This is a genomic window from Shimia abyssi (genome assembly GCF_003014475.1).
Lineage (GTDB): Bacteria > Pseudomonadota > Alphaproteobacteria > Rhodobacterales > Rhodobacteraceae > Shimia > Shimia abyssi.
Genome location: NZ_PYGJ01000015.1, coordinates 89,673 through 108,936, shown reverse-complemented (window position 1 = coordinate 108,936; position 19,264 = coordinate 89,673). Strand labels below are relative to the sequence as shown.

17 protein-coding genes and 1 pseudogene are annotated in these 19,264 nt (G+C 55.2%); 12 read left to right on the top strand and 6 right to left on the bottom strand.

Going from position 1 to position 19,264, the window contains the following annotated elements:
* Positions 1 to 296: hypothetical protein (locus CLV88_RS23190; protein WP_207797102.1), on the top strand; the 296-nt coding region annotated here is incomplete at its 5' end.
* A gap of 322 nt (positions 297 to 618) precedes the next feature.
* Here the strand turns inward: CLV88_RS23190 and CLV88_RS18405 are convergent.
* From CLV88_RS18405 to CLV88_RS18390, 4 genes are all read right to left on the bottom strand, one after another.
* A complete protein-coding gene (locus CLV88_RS18405) occupies positions 619 to 1,614 on the bottom strand; it encodes a rhamnose ABC transporter substrate-binding protein (RefSeq protein ID WP_106609872.1) in 996 nt (331 codons plus the stop codon).
* A 48-nt stretch (positions 1,615 to 1,662) separates the two neighbouring features.
* A complete protein-coding gene (locus CLV88_RS18400) occupies positions 1,663 to 2,646 on the bottom strand; it encodes an ABC transporter permease (protein WP_106609871.1) in 984 nt (327 codons plus the stop codon).
* Positions 2,643 to 5,216 carry an ATP-binding cassette domain-containing protein gene (locus CLV88_RS18395; RefSeq protein ID WP_106609870.1) on the bottom strand — a complete coding sequence of 858 codons (2,574 nt, stop codon included), beginning with the start codon at positions 5,214 to 5,216 and terminating at the stop codon, positions 2,643 to 2,645. The genes CLV88_RS18400 and CLV88_RS18395 overlap by 4 nt, the downstream gene beginning before the upstream one ends.
* A gap of 325 nt (positions 5,217 to 5,541) precedes the next feature.
* Positions 5,542 to 6,993, bottom strand: a complete 1,452-nt coding sequence (locus tag CLV88_RS18390) for an ROK family transcriptional regulator (protein WP_133170001.1) — start codon at positions 6,991 to 6,993, stop codon at positions 5,542 to 5,544.
* Positions 6,994 to 7,057: 64 nt separating this feature from the next.
* Here CLV88_RS18390 and CLV88_RS18385 point away from each other — a divergent pair, with 64 nt between their 5' ends.
* The 8 genes from CLV88_RS18385 (at position 7,058) to CLV88_RS22865 (ending at position 15,140) form a co-directional block, all read left to right on the top strand.
* Positions 7,058 to 8,074, top strand: coding sequence for a sugar ABC transporter substrate-binding protein (locus CLV88_RS18385; RefSeq protein ID WP_106609868.1), 1,017 nt, complete (start codon positions 7,058 to 7,060; stop codon positions 8,072 to 8,074).
* A 116-nt stretch (positions 8,075 to 8,190) separates the two neighbouring features.
* Positions 8,191 to 9,261 carry an ABC transporter permease gene (locus tag CLV88_RS18380; protein WP_106609867.1) on the top strand — a complete coding sequence of 357 codons (1,071 nt, stop codon included), beginning with the start codon at positions 8,191 to 8,193 and terminating at the stop codon, positions 9,259 to 9,261.
* On the top strand, positions 9,237 to 10,046 hold the full coding sequence (locus tag CLV88_RS18375) for an ATP-binding cassette domain-containing protein (protein WP_106609866.1): 810 nt from the start codon (positions 9,237 to 9,239) through the stop codon (positions 10,044 to 10,046). Before CLV88_RS18380 ends, CLV88_RS18375 begins: the two co-directional genes overlap by 25 nt.
* On the top strand, positions 10,043 to 10,726 hold the full coding sequence (locus tag CLV88_RS18370; RefSeq protein WP_106609865.1) for a nucleoside/nucleotide kinase family protein: 684 nt from the start codon (positions 10,043 to 10,045) through the stop codon (positions 10,724 to 10,726). The genes CLV88_RS18375 and CLV88_RS18370 overlap by 4 nt, the downstream gene beginning before the upstream one ends.
* Before the next feature lie 26 nt (positions 10,727 to 10,752).
* Entirely contained in the window at positions 10,753 to 12,744 is a 1,992-nt protein-coding gene (gene tkt, locus CLV88_RS18365; protein WP_207797101.1) for a transketolase, read from the top strand.
* Between the two features lie 31 nt (positions 12,745 to 12,775).
* Positions 12,776 to 13,429, top strand: coding sequence for a fructose-6-phosphate aldolase (fsa, locus tag CLV88_RS18360; RefSeq protein ID WP_106609863.1), 654 nt, complete (start codon positions 12,776 to 12,778; stop codon positions 13,427 to 13,429).
* 131 nt (positions 13,430 to 13,560) lie between these two features.
* Entirely contained in the window at positions 13,561 to 14,679 is a 1,119-nt protein-coding gene (locus CLV88_RS18355) for an ROK family transcriptional regulator (protein ID WP_165798933.1), read from the top strand.
* Entirely contained in the window at positions 14,676 to 15,140 is a 465-nt protein-coding gene (locus tag CLV88_RS22865) for a hypothetical protein (protein WP_133170000.1), read from the top strand. The genes CLV88_RS18355 and CLV88_RS22865 overlap by 4 nt, the downstream gene beginning before the upstream one ends.
* Positions 15,141 to 15,181: 41 nt before the next feature.
* Here CLV88_RS22865 and CLV88_RS18350 read toward each other — a convergent pair.
* Both CLV88_RS18350 and CLV88_RS18345 read right to left on the bottom strand, forming a co-directional pair.
* Positions 15,182 to 15,450, bottom strand: a pseudogene (locus tag CLV88_RS18350) (IS5/IS1182 family transposase); the annotation flags it as partial.
* A 234-nt stretch (positions 15,451 to 15,684) separates the two neighbouring features.
* Positions 15,685 to 16,362: a recombinase family protein gene (locus tag CLV88_RS18345; protein WP_243403723.1), complete on the bottom strand. Its 678-nt coding sequence runs from the start codon at positions 16,360 to 16,362 to the stop codon at positions 15,685 to 15,687.
* A 766-nt stretch (positions 16,363 to 17,128) separates the two neighbouring features.
* On the opposite strand from CLV88_RS18345, the gene CLV88_RS18335 reads away from it, so the two are divergent.
* The 3 genes from CLV88_RS18335 to CLV88_RS18325 all read left to right on the top strand — a co-directional run bounded on the left by CLV88_RS18335 (position 17,129) and on the right by CLV88_RS18325 (position 19,238).
* Positions 17,129 to 18,133, top strand: coding sequence for a helix-turn-helix domain-containing protein (locus CLV88_RS18335; protein ID WP_133169999.1), 1,005 nt, complete (start codon positions 17,129 to 17,131; stop codon positions 18,131 to 18,133).
* 83 nt (positions 18,134 to 18,216) lie between these two features.
* A complete protein-coding gene (locus CLV88_RS18330; protein ID WP_133169998.1) occupies positions 18,217 to 18,756 on the top strand; it encodes a hypothetical protein in 540 nt (179 codons plus the stop codon).
* 83 nt (positions 18,757 to 18,839) lie between these two features.
* Positions 18,840 to 19,238 (top strand): DUF4260 domain-containing protein, encoded by a 399-nt coding sequence (locus CLV88_RS18325; protein WP_243403722.1) that lies wholly within the window; start codon positions 18,840 to 18,842, stop codon positions 19,236 to 19,238.
* The last annotated feature ends 26 nt before the right edge of the window (positions 19,239 to 19,264 follow it).

Genomic DNA, 19,264 nt, shown 5'->3' with positions numbered 1-19,264 from the left:
GACCCTCGATAAATTGCGTCATCAACAACCTCCGTACCAAATACAGAAATTATACCATCAGTCCGGTCAGAATGGGGGAGTTTTCACACAGCCTCCGGACAAAGCAGCCTTTTGCTCACGCGGCTATTGCTGACGCAGAAACCAATGGCTCGCGCAGCGTCGAGAATTTGGCAGTGGCACGATTTACGCCAGAGCGGCCATTGAAAATGGGATTTAGATGCAAAATTCAAACCTCACTTTCGCCGCGAATTAGTTCGATCATCGAAACGCCGGACATTAATGCCTTTCGATATTGAACATGCGCGTACGCAGTATTTAGCCTCTGATGCGGCATTTTTTCGCTTCAGCGCGGCGTATATCGCCTTTCTGATCGTTCAGGGTGTTGAAGGGGCTTGGTCAAGTATGAATTTGAGCTGTTCGTACGTTTCGAACACTACTCAACGGAGCAGGAAACAAACGGCTATCGGCCCTTCGTTCTAATGCCCTTCACACTTTTGAGATTGACTGCCGAGAGGATTCCATCCTGCGCTCATGCTGCACATGGCACCGACGTAGCAATTTGCACCAGCGAGCCGTGGCACGCCGGTGCGGGTCACAGGGGAGTGATCGTGACCAGAGTTAGAATTTGAATTCGTCGAGATTGTCTGGCGTCACGATCTTGGCTTCGCCAAGAATGACTTCTCCCGACTGACCGATTGTGTAAGAGCCAAGACGTCCGGCATCGAAGGTTTCCCCCTCGGCACCACTGATCTGGCATTGCGCCAGCGCCTGTGCTGCGTAGTAGGCTAGGTAGCCGAGGTCAGAAACATTCCACCAGATATCCTGTGCAGAACCTTCCTCGATGTACTTGCTGATCAGGGTCGCCGGAGCCAGACCCGTGAGTTTGATTTGACCGGTCAGCCCAGCTTCTTCCAGAGCGCGCGCGGCGGCAGGCAAACCGATGCCGGCAGGAACGATGATGCCCTTTAGATCCGGGTAGGCCTGTGCCAGTGCGATGGTTTGCTGCTGGTTGATCTGCTCGCTTTCCTCGCCGTAGGCTACTTGAACCAGATTCAAACCTGCGTAATCAGCATTGCTCGCCATTTCGTCCTTCATCTGGGCGATCCATGCGTTCTGGTTGGTCGCAGTTGGCGTCGATGACAGGATTGCGAAGTCACCTTCACCGATCATGTCGTTCATAGACTTGAGCATCATCGCGGCAAGGCTTGTGCCTTGCGCCTGATTGATGAAAAGCGAGCGGGCGCTCGGCGATACATCGGAATCGTAAGAAATGACACGAACACCGTTTGCCATGGCGCGCTTGAGTGCAGGTGCGACTGCGTTCGAGTCGTTGGCCGAGATGGCGATGACTTTTACACCCTGAGCGACCAGATTGTTGATAAACTCGATTTGAGCTTCGGCCGTTGCCTGACTGGGGGCGAGCTGAATGCGCTCTCCGCCGATTTCAGCGACTGCCTCGTCGGCACCCTGTCCAGCGACCTGAAAATAGGGGTCAGTGTCAAGTTTTGGAAGAAAGCCGACTTTCACCGGGCTGTCGTAGCACTCTTGCGCTTGCGCCAGACTTCCTGCCAGGACCGATAGGCCAATGGCGCTGGAAAATAGGAATTTTTTCAAAGTAGTTCTCCTCTATGTTGGATTTGTTGAGCCGTTTGTTACGCGCCTTCAGGCGTGCGAACTCCGGGACCGCAGACGTCCGAATGCTTTCGATATCTGCGGGCCGAAATTTCCAATCAAAAGGGCGGCAATAAGCATGGAGCCGACGATCGTGCTTTGGGCGTCGCCGCCGACTCCATTGATGCCCAGCAGGTTCCTGACAAGAGCAACCAGAATAAGCGCGCCTGTCACACCGACCACGCCGCCTTTGCCGCCAAACACGCTGACGCCGCCCAGGATCGCGATTGTGATGACGTCCAGCTCCATGCCAAACGCGTTGTTGGCGCGGGCATTAGCGAGACGCGCCGTGTAGACGATCCCTGCGATCGAGCAAAGCACACCTGAAAAGACGAATAGCCAGAACCTGATCCTGTCGACCAGAATGCCGGAATAAAGCGCCGTGTCCGGGTTGCCACCAATTGCGAAGATGCGGCGCCCCAAGGGTGTCTTGTGTACGACAAGCGCAAATATCGGCAGGATCACCAGGTATGGAACAATCGTCCAAGGTACCGGAATGCCCGGAATGTTGGTGAAGCCGAAATCCAAAAGCGCATCCGGAAGCAGGTTTACCGAGCCGCTGCCAAGTAGCATGTAGCCAATACCCCGGAACAGCGCCATCGTGCCAAGCGTCACCACAAGCGAATGCAAACCGGCGGTTGTTGAAAGAAACCCATTGAATCCGCCAAGTGCCGCACCCGCCAAAAGCGTGATCAGGATAGCCGGAAAAAGCGGTATCCCAGCCTGAACGACCAGGCCGAATACAACGCTCGTTAGCGCGAGCGTACTTGCAACCGACAGGTCAATGTCACGGGTGATAAGCAAGAGCATCATTGGCAGGACCAGCAATGCGCGTTCAGAGGCACCGGCAATCAATTGCGAAATATTGAATGCGGTCCCGAAGTTAGGGAACATCACCAATCCTGCGATCAATAGGATTAGGGCGAATGCGCAAATGAAGAGATCCCAAGCGGAAATCCAGTCAGGTCGTCTCATACTCGAACCCTCCGAGCTTTAGTTTTTTCGCTTTTCTCTGCGACTTTTGCGTCAACGAAGATCGCCACTAGAATCACAAGGCCGTAAACGCCCTGGAGCCAAAGCGGGTCGACCCGAACAAGCGTCAGCCCATTGCGAATGACCAGCAGCGTGATGGCTCCCAGTAGGATCCCGAACACGGTTCCTGATCCTCCGCGGATCGCTACGCCACCGACGACGACGGAGGCGATCACGGTCAGTTCAAAGCCGAAGGCGACGCGCGCATCCACCGTCGCATAGCGCGACGCCCAGAGCGCCCCCATCAGCCCGGCAAGTGCGCCGGCGATAAGGAAAACAACAAAGATCCGTTTTTGCGCTGGCACACCGACAAGATCCGCGCCCTCAGGGTTCGATCCCACCCCATAAAGCTCTCGGCCCCATTGCGTCCGGGCAAGGATCACCGCTGCGACCAAAAGGATCGCCGCAGAAATCAGGATCAATACCGGAATGCCCGCGATGCTGCTCGACGCCAGGTCCAGCCAGTGACCGGGAACTTCGTCGGCACTGATCTGATCACCGTCGGCAAACAGACTATGCGCCCCCCTGAAGACGGACATGGTCCCAAGTGTTGCCACGATGGCCGGCACCCGGCCGATCGCGATAATTGTCCCGTTGATCGCCCCCGCAACGCCGCCGAGTGCCACGGCGGCCAGAACCGCTACGATCACCGGTAAATCCGGGTTCGTCGACATGACATAAGCGGCGGCATAGGCGGTGAACCCGATCACCGAAGCCACCGAAAGGTCGATGTTACGCGTCAGAATGACCATCATCTGCCCAAGGGCGACAATCGCCAGCAACGCCGCATCCATTCCCAACGAGTAAAGGTTCGTCCCCGACAACATGCGCGGATTGATCAGTGTCACGGGGATCACGATCAGCAATATCGCTGCGATCAGGCCAATCTCGCGTTGTGCCATGGCTTTTTTCAGGAGCCCGTGCCGAGGTTCCGATTCGGACAGTTCAACGCCTTCTGTGTGCGTAGGAACTGCGTCGTCGGCGGTTGCCGCCTCAAGAATAACGTCCGGCGTAGCGACCGACTTATCGAACGTGTCTGCCTGACGCCCTTCGCGCATCACGGTTATGCGGTCGCACATGCCGATGAGTTCTGGCATTTCCGACGAAATCAAAACAATCGCCATTCCCGCTTTGGCGAGATCGGCAATAATTGCGTGCACTTCGGCCTTGCTCTGAACATCAATGCCTTGTGTCGGTTCGTCCAGAATTAGGATTTTTGGCTTTGTTGCCAGCCATTTGGCAAGGACGACTTTTTGCTGGTTGCCGCCCGAAAGGCCCGAGATTTCCTGTTCGAAGCTTGCGTATCGGAGTTTGAGTCGGTCCAGTTGGTCTTTGACGGTTGCGATCTCGCGATCGGCGCCAAGCAACCCGTTTTTTGTCGCTTTGTTGAGAACGGTTAGCGAGCCATTGACGCGAATTGAAAAGTCCATGATCAGGCTTTGCGTAAGCCGGTCTTCTGACACATACGCGACGCCATGTTTCATCGAGGCGTTGGCGTTCGCGAATGAGACTTCCCTGCCGTCAATTTTAATCGCACCGGAAGTCGGGCTTGTTACGCCAAAAATCGTGCGTGCGATTTCGGTGCGGCCACTGCCCACGAGGCCACCGATCCCCAAAATTTCACCTGCCTTCACTGCGAAGGAGACATCGGCATACTGACCGTCGACGCCGAGCCTGTTCACTTCAAGCACGGTGTCTCCATAATCGTGCGTCCGCTCGGGGTAGGAGGCCGTTAACTCACGACCAGCCATGAGGTTGATCGCTTGCGGCCGAGTGATATTGGCAGCGCTGTCGAGGCCAACAAGTTCGCCATCTCTGAGCACGGCAACCCGATCAGAAATCTCAAAGATCTCGTCCATCCGGTGGCCAACAAAAACAATTCCGACGCCACGCGCTTTGAGGGAATCGACAACGTCGAAGAGTTTGCGAACCTCATTGTGTGAAAGCGCGGCGGTCGGCTCATCCATGATAAGAATGTGCGAGTTGGTCGAGAGCGCCTTGGCAATCTCGATCAGTTGTTGTTCAGAGACGCTGAGCGTGCGAAGTGATTGGTCGGGATCAGCGTCCAGTCCAACCATTTCCAATACTTCGACGGCTGCCCTGCGCATGGTCTCCATATCGAGAAGCCCATTGGGCTTCTTTCGGAATCTCCCAAAGAAAATGTTTTCAACTATCGAAAGGTCAGGAAAAAGGCCCGGATGCTGATGGATGACCGCGATACCCTGGGATTGGGAATCCATCGGCGAAGACCAGACCTTTTTTTCGCCTCCAACCGATATGCAGCCGGAGTCGGGTGAATAGACCCCGGCAAGCATTTTCACGCATGTGCTCTTGCCAGCGCCGTTTTCGCCCAGCAGCGCCAGTACCTCACCAGCGCGGATGTCAAACGTGACGTCCTTGACTGCGACGGTGCCGCCAAACACCTTGGTTGCGGCCTCCAAGGTGAGCAGGACCGAACCATTCTCTGGTTTATTGCGGGGTGATACCCGGCGTGCTTCTATCGAGCCGTCCATTTTGCTTATCCTCCAATCTGCGTGCACCCAAATGGGGCAGAAGCAGACCGATTTTCTGAATTTTTCTCAGACCCCTTTGGGACCGTTTCGGTGGTCGGCAAAATTACCTTCCTGCGCTCACGCAGCCCGGATGACAGACTGGTGCGAAATGCATGGCGTCCTCCCGGGCCAAAACAGACATTCTGCGAACATAGGTTCACAGTTTTTGCTGAGTCAATAATAATTGTGAATGAAGTAATAATTAAAGTATTGTGAAGAATTCCTGATGTCCAGGAGCGGAGTTGGGGGAGTATTGATCCACGTAACTCGCGGCGGTAATTCGACCTCAGTTGCGGTGTAAGGTGTTCTGATCGATCATGTAGTTGGCCGACACAAAAGCCGCGGCGGCGCTGATGGTTCTGGCGCGACGCCCGACTTGCCCCTCTTCAACGTCTAGAAAATGCACACCTTGCAAGTCGGCCCGGCTAAGCTGGCGGCGCGTTTCGGACACCAGGCGTTTTTTGACGTCGCTCGGAAAAGCTCCATCGATCACCGCAGCATCAAAGTCCAGAACCGACAGTGACGAAACAATTGCATGTGAAAGGTTTAAGGCTGCATTTGAGATCCAATTGGAAAGGAGGGGCTCGTAATCATCCCAGTTGCTTCCCTCTTCGTAGATTGCAAATGGATTGCCGCCTTCGGCTGCAATGCTTCTTTCGAGAACCACAAGGGACGCGTGATCCACCAAACGGTTTCCACCGCTTTGCTCGGGCACGCGCATGGGCCCGAAACCGCCCGAGTTTCGCCGACTGCCGGGGAAGACGCTTCCATTCAGGACAATGCCTCCGCCGATGAATGTGCCCACAAAGAAGTATACCCAGTCTTTTTTGCCTGTATGCGAGCCAAAAACCTGCTCGGCGCGACAGGCTGCAGTGCCGTCATTCTCAACAAGTACTTTCCACGGAACGATTTTTTGAAGTTCTGCGGCAATGTCGAAGTCCCGCCACGCTTCCATTTCTTCTTTTGGAGCGCCAAACTCCTCGGTCCAGCTCCACAGCTCAAACGGCATCGCAACCGACATACCGGAGATCGATTTGCGGTTCTTCTTGGCTGACCTGAGTACGCCTCCGAGCTCGGACTTAAAGAATTCCAAAGCGACTTTTGGTGTTGGAAAGGGCAGTGCCATGCGACGGCTCGACTCGATTTCGCCAACAAAATTCACAACAGCAATATCGATACTGCGGCGCCCCACTCTGAGCGAAACATAGTGATGTGCATCAGGATTAATCCTGAGAGGGGTCGATGGTTGCCCGACCCGACCGCGAATCGGGTCGCCCCGGATTATCAGACCTTCGCTCTCGAGCGCTCTGAAAATCACAGAGGAGGCATTTGGGGATAGCCCTGTCGCCCGTGTGGCTTCCGCTTTTGTGAGTGAGCCGTGCTCCCGGATCAGCTGCAAGACCAGCCGTTCATTGTATCCCCGAACATCGATCTGGTTCGTTCCCTTAAGGGGGTTAGCGCGGAGCAATTGTTCCTTGGTTTCCTCATCCATGACTACACTTGTGCAACCTTCCACCCCGGTATTGCAAGCAATTTGATGCTTCCGTCGCACTCCGGTCGAGTGGCAAATATCAGAAGTGCGTAAAATTAATTCATCACGAAGTAAGTATTGACAGGGCGCAGTTGTTGGCGCTAATTCGATCATTAACGGCACTACTGTCGTTGGGAGGAAGAGTTGAAGAGTAGTGGGGTGGAGGCATTGCCTTGCTTCATTCGGAGGAACACTTCCAGAAATCATCGCCGTTTCGCGTTCGACAACTGATCGCGGAGTGCGAGCAAGCTGAACCAATTGGGAGACCAAAATGAGAAAACTACTTACTGGTGCCGCGGCTTTGGCCGTGTCGACGACATTCGCTGGCGCGGCGCTGGCAGATACAAGCGCCTGCCTTATCACCAAGGATGACTCGAACCCTTTCTTCGTGAAGATGCGCGAAGGTGCTTCGGCGAAAGCTGAGGAAATCGGTGTTGAGCTCAAAATGTTTGCCGGCAAATTTGATGGAGACCACGAAACTCAGGTTCAGGCGATCGAGACCTGCATTCTGGACGGCGCAGGAGGCATTCTGCTCGTGGCTTCGGACACCTCGTCGATTGGTTCTGCCGTAAAACAAGCCCGTGATGCGGGCCTGGTTGTTATCGCACTAGATACGCCGTTGGATCCCGCCGATTCAGCAAACGCAACCTTCGCCACCGACAATTATCTGGCAGGCAAGTTGATCGGTCAGTGGGCCAAGGGCCACATGGGTGATGCGGCTGCCGATGCCAAGATCGGCCTTTTGAACATCAACATCTCGCAGCCGACTGTTGGCGTTCTGCGCAATCAGGGCTTCCTTGACGGCTTTGGTGTGGATATCGGTGACCCCTCGAAGTGGGGTGACGAAACCGATCCGCGCATCGTCGGACATGAGCTGTCTAATGGTAACGCTGAAGGCGGCCGCAAGGGCATGGAAAACCTGCTGGCGATCGATCCGGATATCAACGTGGTTTACACCATCAATGAGCCTGCGGCGGCTGGCGCGTATGAAGCGCTGAAATCACTGGGTCGTGAAGAAGGTGTCGTCATCGTTTCGGTGGACGGCGGATGCCCGGGTGTCCGTGACGTCGAGGCCGGCGTGATTGATGCAACCAGCCAGCAGTATCCGCTGTCGATGGCGGCTCTGGGTGTTGAGGCGATCAAAGCGTGGGCGGAAAACGGTACGACACCGGAAACCACTCCGGGCAAAGACTTCTTTGATACTGGCGTTGGCCTCATTGCCGGGACAGCTGTCGACGGTGTTGACTCTATCTCTGTCGCTGAAGGTTTGGACCTCTGCTGGGGCTGATTGCCCTTGCACCGCGAGAGGCGCGCATCTGCGCCTCTCGCACCAGCACAATAATTACCTAGAAATTACCCGCGCGGCGGTCGATTTACTCGTTAGCTGCAAGTTTGGGGGAAGCTATGTCTGATACAACAAAAAGTGGCCAGGACTTCGAGGCCGCCGCCAGCCGGAATGAGACTGTGGCGCAATTCGAAGATACCCGCCGTGGGTTTGTCGGCCAGGTGCAACATATCCTGCACAATAATCCATCTATGGTGCCGCTCACGGTTCTTGTCGCGGCAATCCTCATCTTTGGCCTACTTCTTGGGTCCAAGTTCTTTTCACCCTTCGCGATGACGCTGATCCTGCAGCAAGTTCAGATCGTCGGCATTGTTGCCGCCGCGCAGAGTCTGGTCATTCTGACTGCGGGCATCGATCTGAGCGTCGGTGCAATTATGGTTTTCTCGTCCGTGATCATGGGCCAGTTTACGTTCCGTTACGGGATACCAACGCCTGTTGCCGTCGTGTGCGGCCTGGCAATGGGGACCGCGATCGGGGCGCTGAACGGCTGGCTGGTGAGCAAGGTCAAACTGCCGCCCTTTATCGTGACGCTGGGAATGTGGCAGATCGTTCTGGCAACGAACTTCCTTTATTCCGCAAATGAAACGATCCGCAGTCAGGATATTGAGACCGAGGCGTCATTCCTGCAGTTTTTCGGGTCCAAATTCAGCATCGGCGGTGCAACCTTCACGGTCGGTGTGGTGTTCATGCTTCTTCTGATCATCGTCTTGGCTTACGCACTCAAGCACACCGCCTGGGGCCGTCATGTCTACGCGGTTGGTGATGATCCTGAAGCGGCAGAGCTTTCCGGTGTCAATGTGCATAAGACGTTGATGTCGGTCTACATGCTCTCGGGGCTCATTTGTGCCTTTGCAGGCTGGGCCCTTATCGGGCGCATCGGATCAGTTTCGCCAACCTCTGGCCAACTGGCCAATATCGAAAGCATTACCGCTGTTGTCATCGGGGGCATCTCGCTCTTTGGCGGGCGAGGATCGATCCTGGGCTCGCTTTTCGGGGCGCTGATTGTTGGTGTCTTTACGTTGGGGCTGAGGCTTATGGGCGCTGACGCGCAATGGACATTCCTCCTCATCGGACTTCTCATCATTGCCGCGGTGGCGGTGGACCAATGGATCAGAAAGGTATCGGGCTAATGTCGGACAATACACCCATCGTTCAGGGCCGGGGAATCGTCAAACGATACGGCCACGTAACCGCCATCGATCATTCGGACTTTGAATTACGTAAGGGCGAAATTCTTGCTGTTATCGGGGACAACGGCGCGGGCAAATCATCGATCGTGAAAGCGATCTGTGGTGCCACCATTCCCGACGAGGGAGAGATCCTGATCGAGGGTAAAAAAGTCAACTTCACTTCTCCAATCGACGCCCGCAACATGGGAATCGAGATCGTTTACCAGCAACTCGCTATGTCGCCTGCGCTATCGATTGCCGACAACATGTTCATGGGCCGTGAAATTCGAAAAGGTAGCTTCATGGGCAAGTACCTGCGACAACTGGATCGCCCGGCAATGGAGAAATTTGCCCGTGATAAGCTCTCCGAATTGGGGCTGATGACCGTGCAGTCGATCAATCAGGCCGTTGAAACACTTTCTGGCGGTCAGCGTCAGGGTGTGGCGGTGGCACGGGCGGCGGCGTTTGCCTCTAAGTTCATCATCATGGACGAACCGACGGCGGCGCTGGGTGTCAAGGAGAGCCGCCGTGTGCTGGAGCTGATTCAGGACGTCAAATCACGCGGCATCCCGATCATCCTCATCAGCCACAACATGCCCCACGTGTTCGAGGTCGCAGACCGAATTCACATCCACAGGCTCGGGAAACGGCTCTGTACCGTAGACTCGAAGGACATCTCCATGTCGGATGCAGTCGCCTTGATGACCGGCGCGATGACCCCTGAAGAAGCAGGTGTGGCAGCATGACGGAAACCTCACTCGAACATGACGTCGGTGAAGTCTGCGATCTGGTGAGGAGTAGGATGCAGGACGGTGCCAGAACAATAATCGGGATCTCTGGCCCGCCTGCCTCTGGCAAGTCGACCCTTGCCGAGAGTGTTGTTCAAAGGCTTAACCGTGAAAGTGACCGGGCGGTTTCTGAAGCGGCGCTCTTGCCAATGGACGGGTATCATCTCGACAATCGGCTGTTGGAGTCCCGGGGGCTGCTGGCGAGAAAGGGCGCGCCCGAGACCTTTAACGCGCATGGTTTTTGTGAAGCGGTCAAGCGATTGTCATCGGCAAAACGCGAAACCTTCCATCCCAAATTTGACCGCCAGATGGATCTGTCGATCGCTCAGTCGATTGTCATCCATCCCGACACGCCAATTGTCGTGGTCGAGGGAAATTACCTGCTGCTCAAATCGGAGCCCTGGAGCTCTCTGCGCGATGTTTTTGATGCGACGGTTTTTGTGTGTCCAACACATGACGAGATCCTTGATCGACTTAAGCAAAGGTGGACCAAACATGGTCTGGATGCCGAGGCGGCAATGGTGAGGGCGCGTGGGAACGACCTCCCGAATGCAGAACTGATCATGCGTGAAAGCTGCGACGCCGACATGACTTTGACCCAGAATTACACCGAATTCGGAGTGCGCTACGCGTTCTGATCAACTCCTTTTAACGGACAAAAATGATGATAAAAACGCCAACCAGTGTAGAGCTGGCAAATGTCGTGCGCGGTCTCGCCATCGATTCTGTTGAAACCGCCGGGCATGGCCACCCGGGTGCCGCGATGGGTATGGCTGACATCGCCGTCGGGCTTTATGGGAAACACCTCAAGTATAACGCTACCTCCCTGAACTGGCATGACCGGGACAGAGTCGTTCTTTCGAACGGTCATGCCGCCATTTTTTTGTACTCGGTTCTCTATCTGACGGGAACGCCGGGGATTGAACTTGAGGATCTCAAATCTTTCCGCAAGGCCGGGTCGATCACGCCGGGGCATCCGGAGTTTGGCCACACGCCAGGGGTCGAGACGACGACTGGCCCGCTTGGTCAGGGCATTGGCATGGCGGTTGGGTTTGCGTTGGCGGAACGTCAGATCCGCGGCGAGTTTGGGTCCGGTATATGTAATCACCGCACCTGGGTGTTCTGTGGCGATGGCTGTCTGATGGAAGGTGTCGGGCAAGAAGCCGTATCACTGGCCGGGCATCTCGGCCTCGGCCATCTTAACCTGCTCTATGACATGAATGGAATCTCGATCGACGGCAGTACCGATCTGTCGTTCACCGAGGACACGGCGGCGAAATTCGCGGCACTGGGCTGGCACGTTTTGGAGGCCGACGGACACAACCCGTCCGAGATTGACGATGCGCTGGCATCGGCGAAACTTGAAACCGAACGACCGTCGATCATCCTGTTCCGCACAAGTATCGGGAAGGGTGCTCCGACCAAGCAGGGAACATCCGGAATTCACGGCGCCCCGCTCGGCGGGGAAGAATCCGCCGCCGCGAAAGCCGCTCTGGGTTTGCCCGCAGAACCGTTTGCAATCCCGGAGGCGCACCTTAAGGCGTGGAGGGAGTTCGGTGCGCGCGGCGCGGTAGAGATGCAAGCTTGGCAGGAGCGGCATGACAGCATGTCCACCGATCAACGGAGCGAATTTGAACGCCGGGTTGAGGGTCGACTTGCAGTCGGACTTTCAGATACCATTGCGCGACAAAAAGCAGACTGGCTGTCCGAGAAGCCGGCCCCGGCAACGCGCAAGGCCAGCCAGATGTGTCTCGAAGTTCTGACGCGGGACCTGCCTGAAATGGTAGGCGGTTCAGCCGACCTTACCGGCTCAAATCTGACCGGCACCTCATCCATCTCGGTCAACAACGGTCGTTACATTAACTTCGGCGTGCGCGAATTCGCCATGGGAACAATCATGAATGGCCTTGCACTGCACGGGGGCATCCTCCCCTATGGCGGCACCTTTATGGTGTTCTCGGATTACATGCGCAATGCAATCCGACTGTCCGCTCTTATGCAGTCCAAAGTCCTTTATGTTCTTACGCATGACTCAATCGGATTGGGCGAAGATGGCCCGACCCACCAGCCAGTTGAGCACCTTGCGAGCCTTAGGGCGATCCCGAACCTGGACGTCTTTAGACCCGCGGACGTGATCGAGACGATGGAGGCCTACGAGGCTGCGCTCGATGGCGCAGGTCCGGCGGTCATGGCATTGTCGCGTCAGGGAACGCCATGTGTGCGAAAAGACCCATCGGCAGAGAACCTGACGGCCAGAGGTGGATACGTACTGCGTGAAGCAAGAAACGCGCGTGACATAACTCTGATCGCCACCGGAACAGAGGTCGCCGTCGCGCTCGCAGCCGCTGAACAGCTAGAGGCAGGGGGAGTTACTGCTGCCGTAGTCTCTTTGCCTTGCTGGTCGCGGTTTGACGCGCAATCCGCAAGCTATCGCGCCGAAGTTCTTGGCGATGCCCCTAGACTTGCTATCGAGGCGGCCAGCCCGTTTGGCTGGGCACGTTACGTTGGCAGCGAGGACAACGTAATAGGCGTGACCGACTTCGGAGCCTCTGCGTCAGCGAGTGAACTTTATCAACATTTCGGGATCACACCTGAAGACATCACATTCAAAGCAAACGATCTGATCTTACGCCATGCGGCATCACAAGCAGCTTGAGCGCAAACACACCCAATTCAAGGAATGAAACATGAAATTCTTCGTAGACACAGCTGAAGTCGATGACATTAAGGATCTTCTGACAACGGGACTGCTGGACGGCGTAACCACAAACCCCAGCCTAATCGCCAAGTCGGGCCGCGATTTCAAAGAGGTTGTCGCCGAAATCTGTGGGCTGGCGGATGTGCCGGTGTCCGCTGAGGTGGCAGCGCTGGATACCGATGGCATGATCGCCGAGGGCGAGCACTTGGCCAGGATTGCCGCCAATGTTGTCGTAAAACTGCCCCTGACTTTTGATGGGCTCAGAGCCTGCGCCCATTTCAAGCGTAACGGGATCAAGACCAATGTCACATTGTGCTTCTCTGCAAACCAGGCATTGCTGGCGGCCAAGGCCGGCGCGACCTATGTGTCCCCGTTTATCGGCAGGCTTGACGATATCAATCTTGAAGGTGCCGACCTGATCCGCGACATCCGAAAGATCTATGATAACTTTTGCCTGGATACCGAGATCATCGCCGCCTCAATCAGAACCGCCAATCACGTGACACAAGCCGCACTTGCCGGGTCCGATATCTCAACCATCCCGCCAGGCGTCATCCGAAAACTGGCTCACCATCCGCTGACCGACAATGGCATCACGCAATTCCTCAAAGACTGGGAAGCAACCGGGCAGTCGATATTGTAAGGCTGTGAAAGTCGATTGATCATTTGCCCTTCCGAATATTGGAAGGGCAACCACTAACCGATTTCAAACAATAAGCAGTGCGCATCTCTCTATTCAGGGTGAACGAAAACTAACAAGGAGTCATTTTTCAAGTGTTGGGTTCCAATCACAAGGATCTGCGCGACAGGAACAGACGACTGTTTCTCACAGTTCTTCGGAAGAAAGGTGCGATGCCGAAAGGAGACATTGCACGGATGACAGGGCTGTCCGTTCAAACTGTTTCAGTGATATCGCGCGAACTTGAGGAAGAAGGGCTCATTCGCCGTGGCGAAAAAAGAAAGGGAAAAGTCGGTCAACCTTCGGTGCCACTTCAGCTCGCTGCCGACGGGGCACTATTTGTCGGCCTGGAAGTTGAAGCGAAGAAAGTCGAGCTTATCCTGGTAAATTTTGTCGGCGACATATTGGACAGGATATGTTCGACTGATGCTCAATTCACACCTGAGACGGCGCGAAAGTTTGCATTTTTTGCGGCTGAAGAAATGTCGCGAAGGCTCAGCCAGGGTCAGAGTGAGAAAATTTCAGGAATTGGAATTACAGATGCGCTGACTGACACGGACTGTTGGGCGAAAACATGGTCTCTTGTCGGGACTAAACTTGGAGTAGGCCCCGATTGCCCGTCGCATTTTGGCAAAGAAGGGAGCTGTGCCTGTAATGCCGAATTGATATTCGGTTCGGAGCATGTTCCGAAGCACTTTCTCTATATTCACATTGGTCATGCAGTTAGCGGCGGCTTGGCAATTGAAGGGCACCTCCATCAAGGCTGTACCGGCAACGCAGGATCGATTGACCGGTTTCCCCTTGAAGGCATAGACAGACCGTCCAATCGACTTTCTGACATGTGTTCGCTTGATGGCCTGTGGAACTCTGCCGCCGCAGAGGGCACTTGTTTGAATGACATCTGGGTGAAAACCCAGGCTTGGGGCGAATTTAGTGATCCCGTTGCGTGCTGGTTGGGTGATGCGGCGCCAGCAATTGCTCAGGTCGTCATCGGTGCGAATGCTCTCATTGATCTTCCTTGTGTAGTCATCGATGGGCCAATGCCGAAAAGGCTGCGAAAATCAATTGTCTTGAAGGTAGAAGAATACCTTGCGGATTCGAACCCCAGCAGTCCCAATAGACCCAATGTGGTGGAAGGCTCGTTCGGACCAGATGCCGTGGTGCTGGGTGCGGCCAGCCTGCCATTGTCAAAACTGTTTATGCTTGATGCGTGACCATCTTTTCTGTCGCTTCAGATCGCATGGCAGTTTCTCAAAAAATGCATTTGCCATTGAAGAGGAAACTACTTTGGCATCAAATCGACCGTAGAAGCCGAAGCTCCTTCCGATCCGTTAACCACCGCGTGAATCGTCGCATCATTGCATGTCAGTTACGAAGGCGCGCGATTGGTCTCATCGCAAAAATTCCTCGACGGCTTGGATTCCAAAAGCTGTTTTGCCCGCAACTTTTGAATTTTCGAATTCAAATTTTCTGCACGTTGCATTTACGGCAGCAATCTCTGCCGCACATTAGATTTGGCTTTGAACGCGGCGCGGCAATACCCTTGCTGCGGGCGCAAGCAGCTCAAAATCAATACGTCTGTATGGGCTCTTTGCCGCCATTTGCTGCAACACGCACCAGCGGCGGCTTTGGGCCGGTTCTGTTGAAAAACTCCGTATTGCTGATGCACGAATAGGCCTTCGAAACTGAGGGATAGCGCCCTTCATATCAGTTATCTCAGGTTTGCTGCGGCGCAGGAATGATATTTGCCAGTTTGCGGTGGTTCTGGGCGGTGGCGGCGATGAGGAATTCATCATTTGCGCCGCAAGGTCCACCTATTCCGAGGCGGGCCAACCGGAGAATGCGTTTGAGGTACGCGAAGAGCATCTCGAACTTCTTTCTTAGCCTCATCGAGGTGCTGGTCTGCTTGGTTTTGGCGATCTCGCGGCAAGCTGACAGGCGTCTTCGTGTTCTTCTCGGGGAATTTTCCGCGTATCGGCGTTTGGACCTTTCCCGTTTTCGCTTAGCTCCGAATGCTCACCTTTGTAGCCTTTGCTTCGAAAGCCAAAGGGTTTTTCCAGCGGGTTTGAGAGACCTATCCGGGTGTGCGAACAAGTCTCAGTAAACATCGTTGGTATCGAGCTCCCGCAACCATCGTTACAGAACGGCCTTGAGATACACTCTCAGAGGCCGTTTTTGTTTGCACCAACGACAACAAGCCAGCGAGTTCGCCAACCAATTCAATGGACAGCTTGCCCCCGTCTGGGATCAGCCGAATCTCCGACAAGAGACTCCGAATGATCGTGGTTGCCTCGGGCTTGGTGGCCGCGTCGTTCAGGGCGTAAGAGAGATCGGCGACGGTCTCGCGGTAAGATACGGCGCACGACATTCGCTTGCTCTTCGTTGATAACCCGCTCGCCCGTCGAGACCTCTCCATCGGCTTGGAGATTGCGGACGACATCGTAGCCGTAGGTGATGCCGCCAGCGGATTTGCCTTTGCGAATGCGCCCTTCCAGACCGCGATGGGGCTTTTGGGCGAGGCCTTTGAGAAACAGGCTACTCATTGTGCCTTTGAGACCGATATGCAGTTCTGAAATCTCCCCTTCCGCCACCGTGAAAATCGGTATCCCCTGAAACCGCATCTGTTTGAAGAAGGCGGCGATATGCTCCTGATCGCGGCTGATGCGGTCGAGGCCCTCGGAGACAACAACATCGAACTGGTTGTGGCGGGCGTCTTCCAGCAGGTGCTGGTAGCCGGGACGCAGGTGGGACGCGCCGCTCAGGCCGCGATCCGAGTAGGTCTCGCCTCCCGCCCATCCGTGGCTCTCTATCAGCCGCAGGCACAAGCGGTGCTGGTCCTCAATCGAGGCGTCACTTTGCATATCAGTGGAATATCGCGCGTAAATCGCAGCACGCATCGCAAGGGCCTTTCCTGAAGGATCAAATTGGCCCTGCCTATTATAGGCACGTTTCCAACAACGTCAGCAACTTTCGATTGCAACCCAGTTGCAATTTATTTGTGATTGAAAGCAATAGGTTGGTTCGTATAGGCGTTTGATCAGTCGCAATATCCGAGTGTTGGAGAGCGTGACGCGCATCCAATGCGGACATTGATCATGCGCCTTACGAAGTGCGGTTATGCGGACTTCGCTGACCTTGGGAAATTCGCCTTTGCTAGCGCAGCATCCTTTCGCACTTGCCGAAAGGGTTTCGCCGCCTTGCAGCTGGCGGAGCCAAACCGGACATTCAAACGGGCTCCTTGACGTCAAATTCAAACCTAACTTACGCTACACCGAGCCAAGACAATCGAGACTCGGGCAAGTTCGCAGTCTGTGGGCGATGGAACGTTGTCTGCAACCTGTGGCAAGGGGCCGTTTACGTCAGCCGGGAGTGAGTCGTTTTCAGCGTCTTCGAAACATCGCCAATGCCGTCATTCTGCTGTTTGGCCTGATTTCCAAAGCGGGTTTTGTGCCGGAGAAAACCAGCAAGCTTCGTTGCGTGTGGTGTTATATTTGATGGCATTGTAGTCTTGCGTGTCAAAACGCTCAGATGAACGGCGCACGAAACGCTGCGGGGCATCAAAGCCATTGCGCTTGAGAAATTGATTTGAGGAATACTACTGTGAGCACGGTTCCAACCTCTTGGCTCATTTCGATTCTCGCGGTTTTCATCGCAGCAGCGGTTGTGAGCAGACCGCTGCTGCCTGTGGCGGCGCGCGTTCTTTTTGGTCTTGCACTTAGCCTTGTTGCAGTGGTCACCGTCTTTGTGGGATTGAGATCGGAATATGGGATTGAGGCGCTGAGTCGGATACAGCCGCATATTGCGATACTGATAGCCCCCGCGCTATGGCTTGGTTTTCAATCACTTGCGTCAACGACCGGGTTCCCAAGCCGACAGAGGCTTCTGTTAGTCGCCATTGGTCTTGTGGTTGGGCAACTTGCGCTTTTTCTACCAATGGCCTGGTCGGCTGATTTGGTCGTGATCGGCACCAATGCCATCTGTGCCATTTTGCTGGCGCGGATGCTGCTTCAGCCATCAGAAGCATTTGTTCAGGTCGCGCCCGGCAAATTTCGCATGACCAGAATTGCGTTGCTCTTTGCCCTGCTCTTCATCGGCCTGATCGTTGCGGCTGATCTGATCTTTGTTGCGGTACTTTCTGCGGGAAACACGGGGGTCATCCAGCTTTTGACGGGCGTATCTGGCGTGATTGTAACGGTCGTCTTACTCAGCGCTCTTTTTGGTGTTCCACTTGTCCTTAGGGGCCAGACCCGGCGCGCTTCGCGCGATCCTGCGGCAGAGGCACCACTGGAAGAGGACCACGACCTGTTGCGCAGGATCGATCAACTGATGGCAGATCAGCAAATATTCACGGATCCGGATCTGACGCTCGCGCGGTTGGGTCGGCGGCTTCACTGCCCCGCACGGAGCGTTTCAAAAGCGGTCAACCGCATTCACGGAGAGAATATTTCGCGCTATATCAACGGTTTTCGCGTGCGCCATGCAGCGATGCTGCTGACAACCTCTGATCTGCCCGTAACAGACATTATGCTGGAGGCCGGTTTCCAAAGCAAGTCCAGCTTCAACACCGAATTTCGTCGCCTGACCGGTCAAACACCATCTGACTACAAACGCCACGGAAGCGGCGATAAACACGTTCGCAATCGCGATTTCAAACGTTCGGAAACGTAAATCCGGGCGCACAACTTCCGTTATTCGCCTTTCTTGATTGCCGAGCCCACAGGCGTGGGACAGCAACCATGAAAGGAAATGTCATGAAACTCAGAACGCCAAAAGATCATCTGGCGACCATTGGATTGGCGGTCAGCGTGATGTTGATCACCGCCGCAGCAATCGATGTTGCAAAGGCTGAAGCGATCACCAAGCCGGAAAGGGACATCGCCGTCATCAATATTCCGCAGCCAAGGGAAGGGAACCTTTTGATGCTGCGCGGTGTTGCCGGCAAGGGCACCGCCGCGTTTCGCATCAACAGCACCTGCCGCACGATGCCTGTCCGGTTTGTGGCGGGCGACTTTTCCGGCGAACAAGTCGATGTGGGGCGCACGGGATCGATCCGAATTGTTATCACGAACCCAGAGGTGATGCGCGACCTGATGGCAGGGCGGGATCTGGTCAGCGACATGGTGCGCGTGTCATCCGATGCCACCGATCGGGCGGCGGACTTGTATCTGGCGCAGGGCCTTTCGGCGGACACCGGATTTGTCATCAACCCAGGGCGAAACCTGTTTGCGGATGTCCTTGGCGCTCGCAACACAGACGTGGACTGCGCCAGCCTGTCAACGACGCTTCCATAGGCCGAGACATGCGTGCGCAGCTGATGCCTCTTGGGTTTCATGCTGCGCATACTTCCACGCCAAACATAAAAAGGCCTGCACCCATGCAAACCGAAACGACTGACCCGAAACGACCCACGATGTACCAGTTGATCCCCCTGCTGCGACTGGAAGGCTTCGCGATTGGGCTTGCGGCCATCTTTGCCTATGCCAGTTTGGAACAAAGTTGGACGCTGTTCGCAATCTTGTTCCTTTCGCCCGACCTGGCGATGCTCGGTTACGCGTTCGGCGCGCGCGTCGGTGCGATTGCCTATAATGCGATGCACGGTTACATCGCCCCCGCTGCGGTCGGGACGATCGGCTGGGTCGCTGGCTGGTCAGAGGCTATCGCGCTGGTAACCATCTGGGTCGCCCATATCGGCCTTGATCGCGCGATCGGTTATGGCCTCAAACACAGATCGGGCTTCAAGACCACACACCTATCGCGGCAGGTGCAGCAATGAACAGTGCCACCAAACCGCTTGGCTTT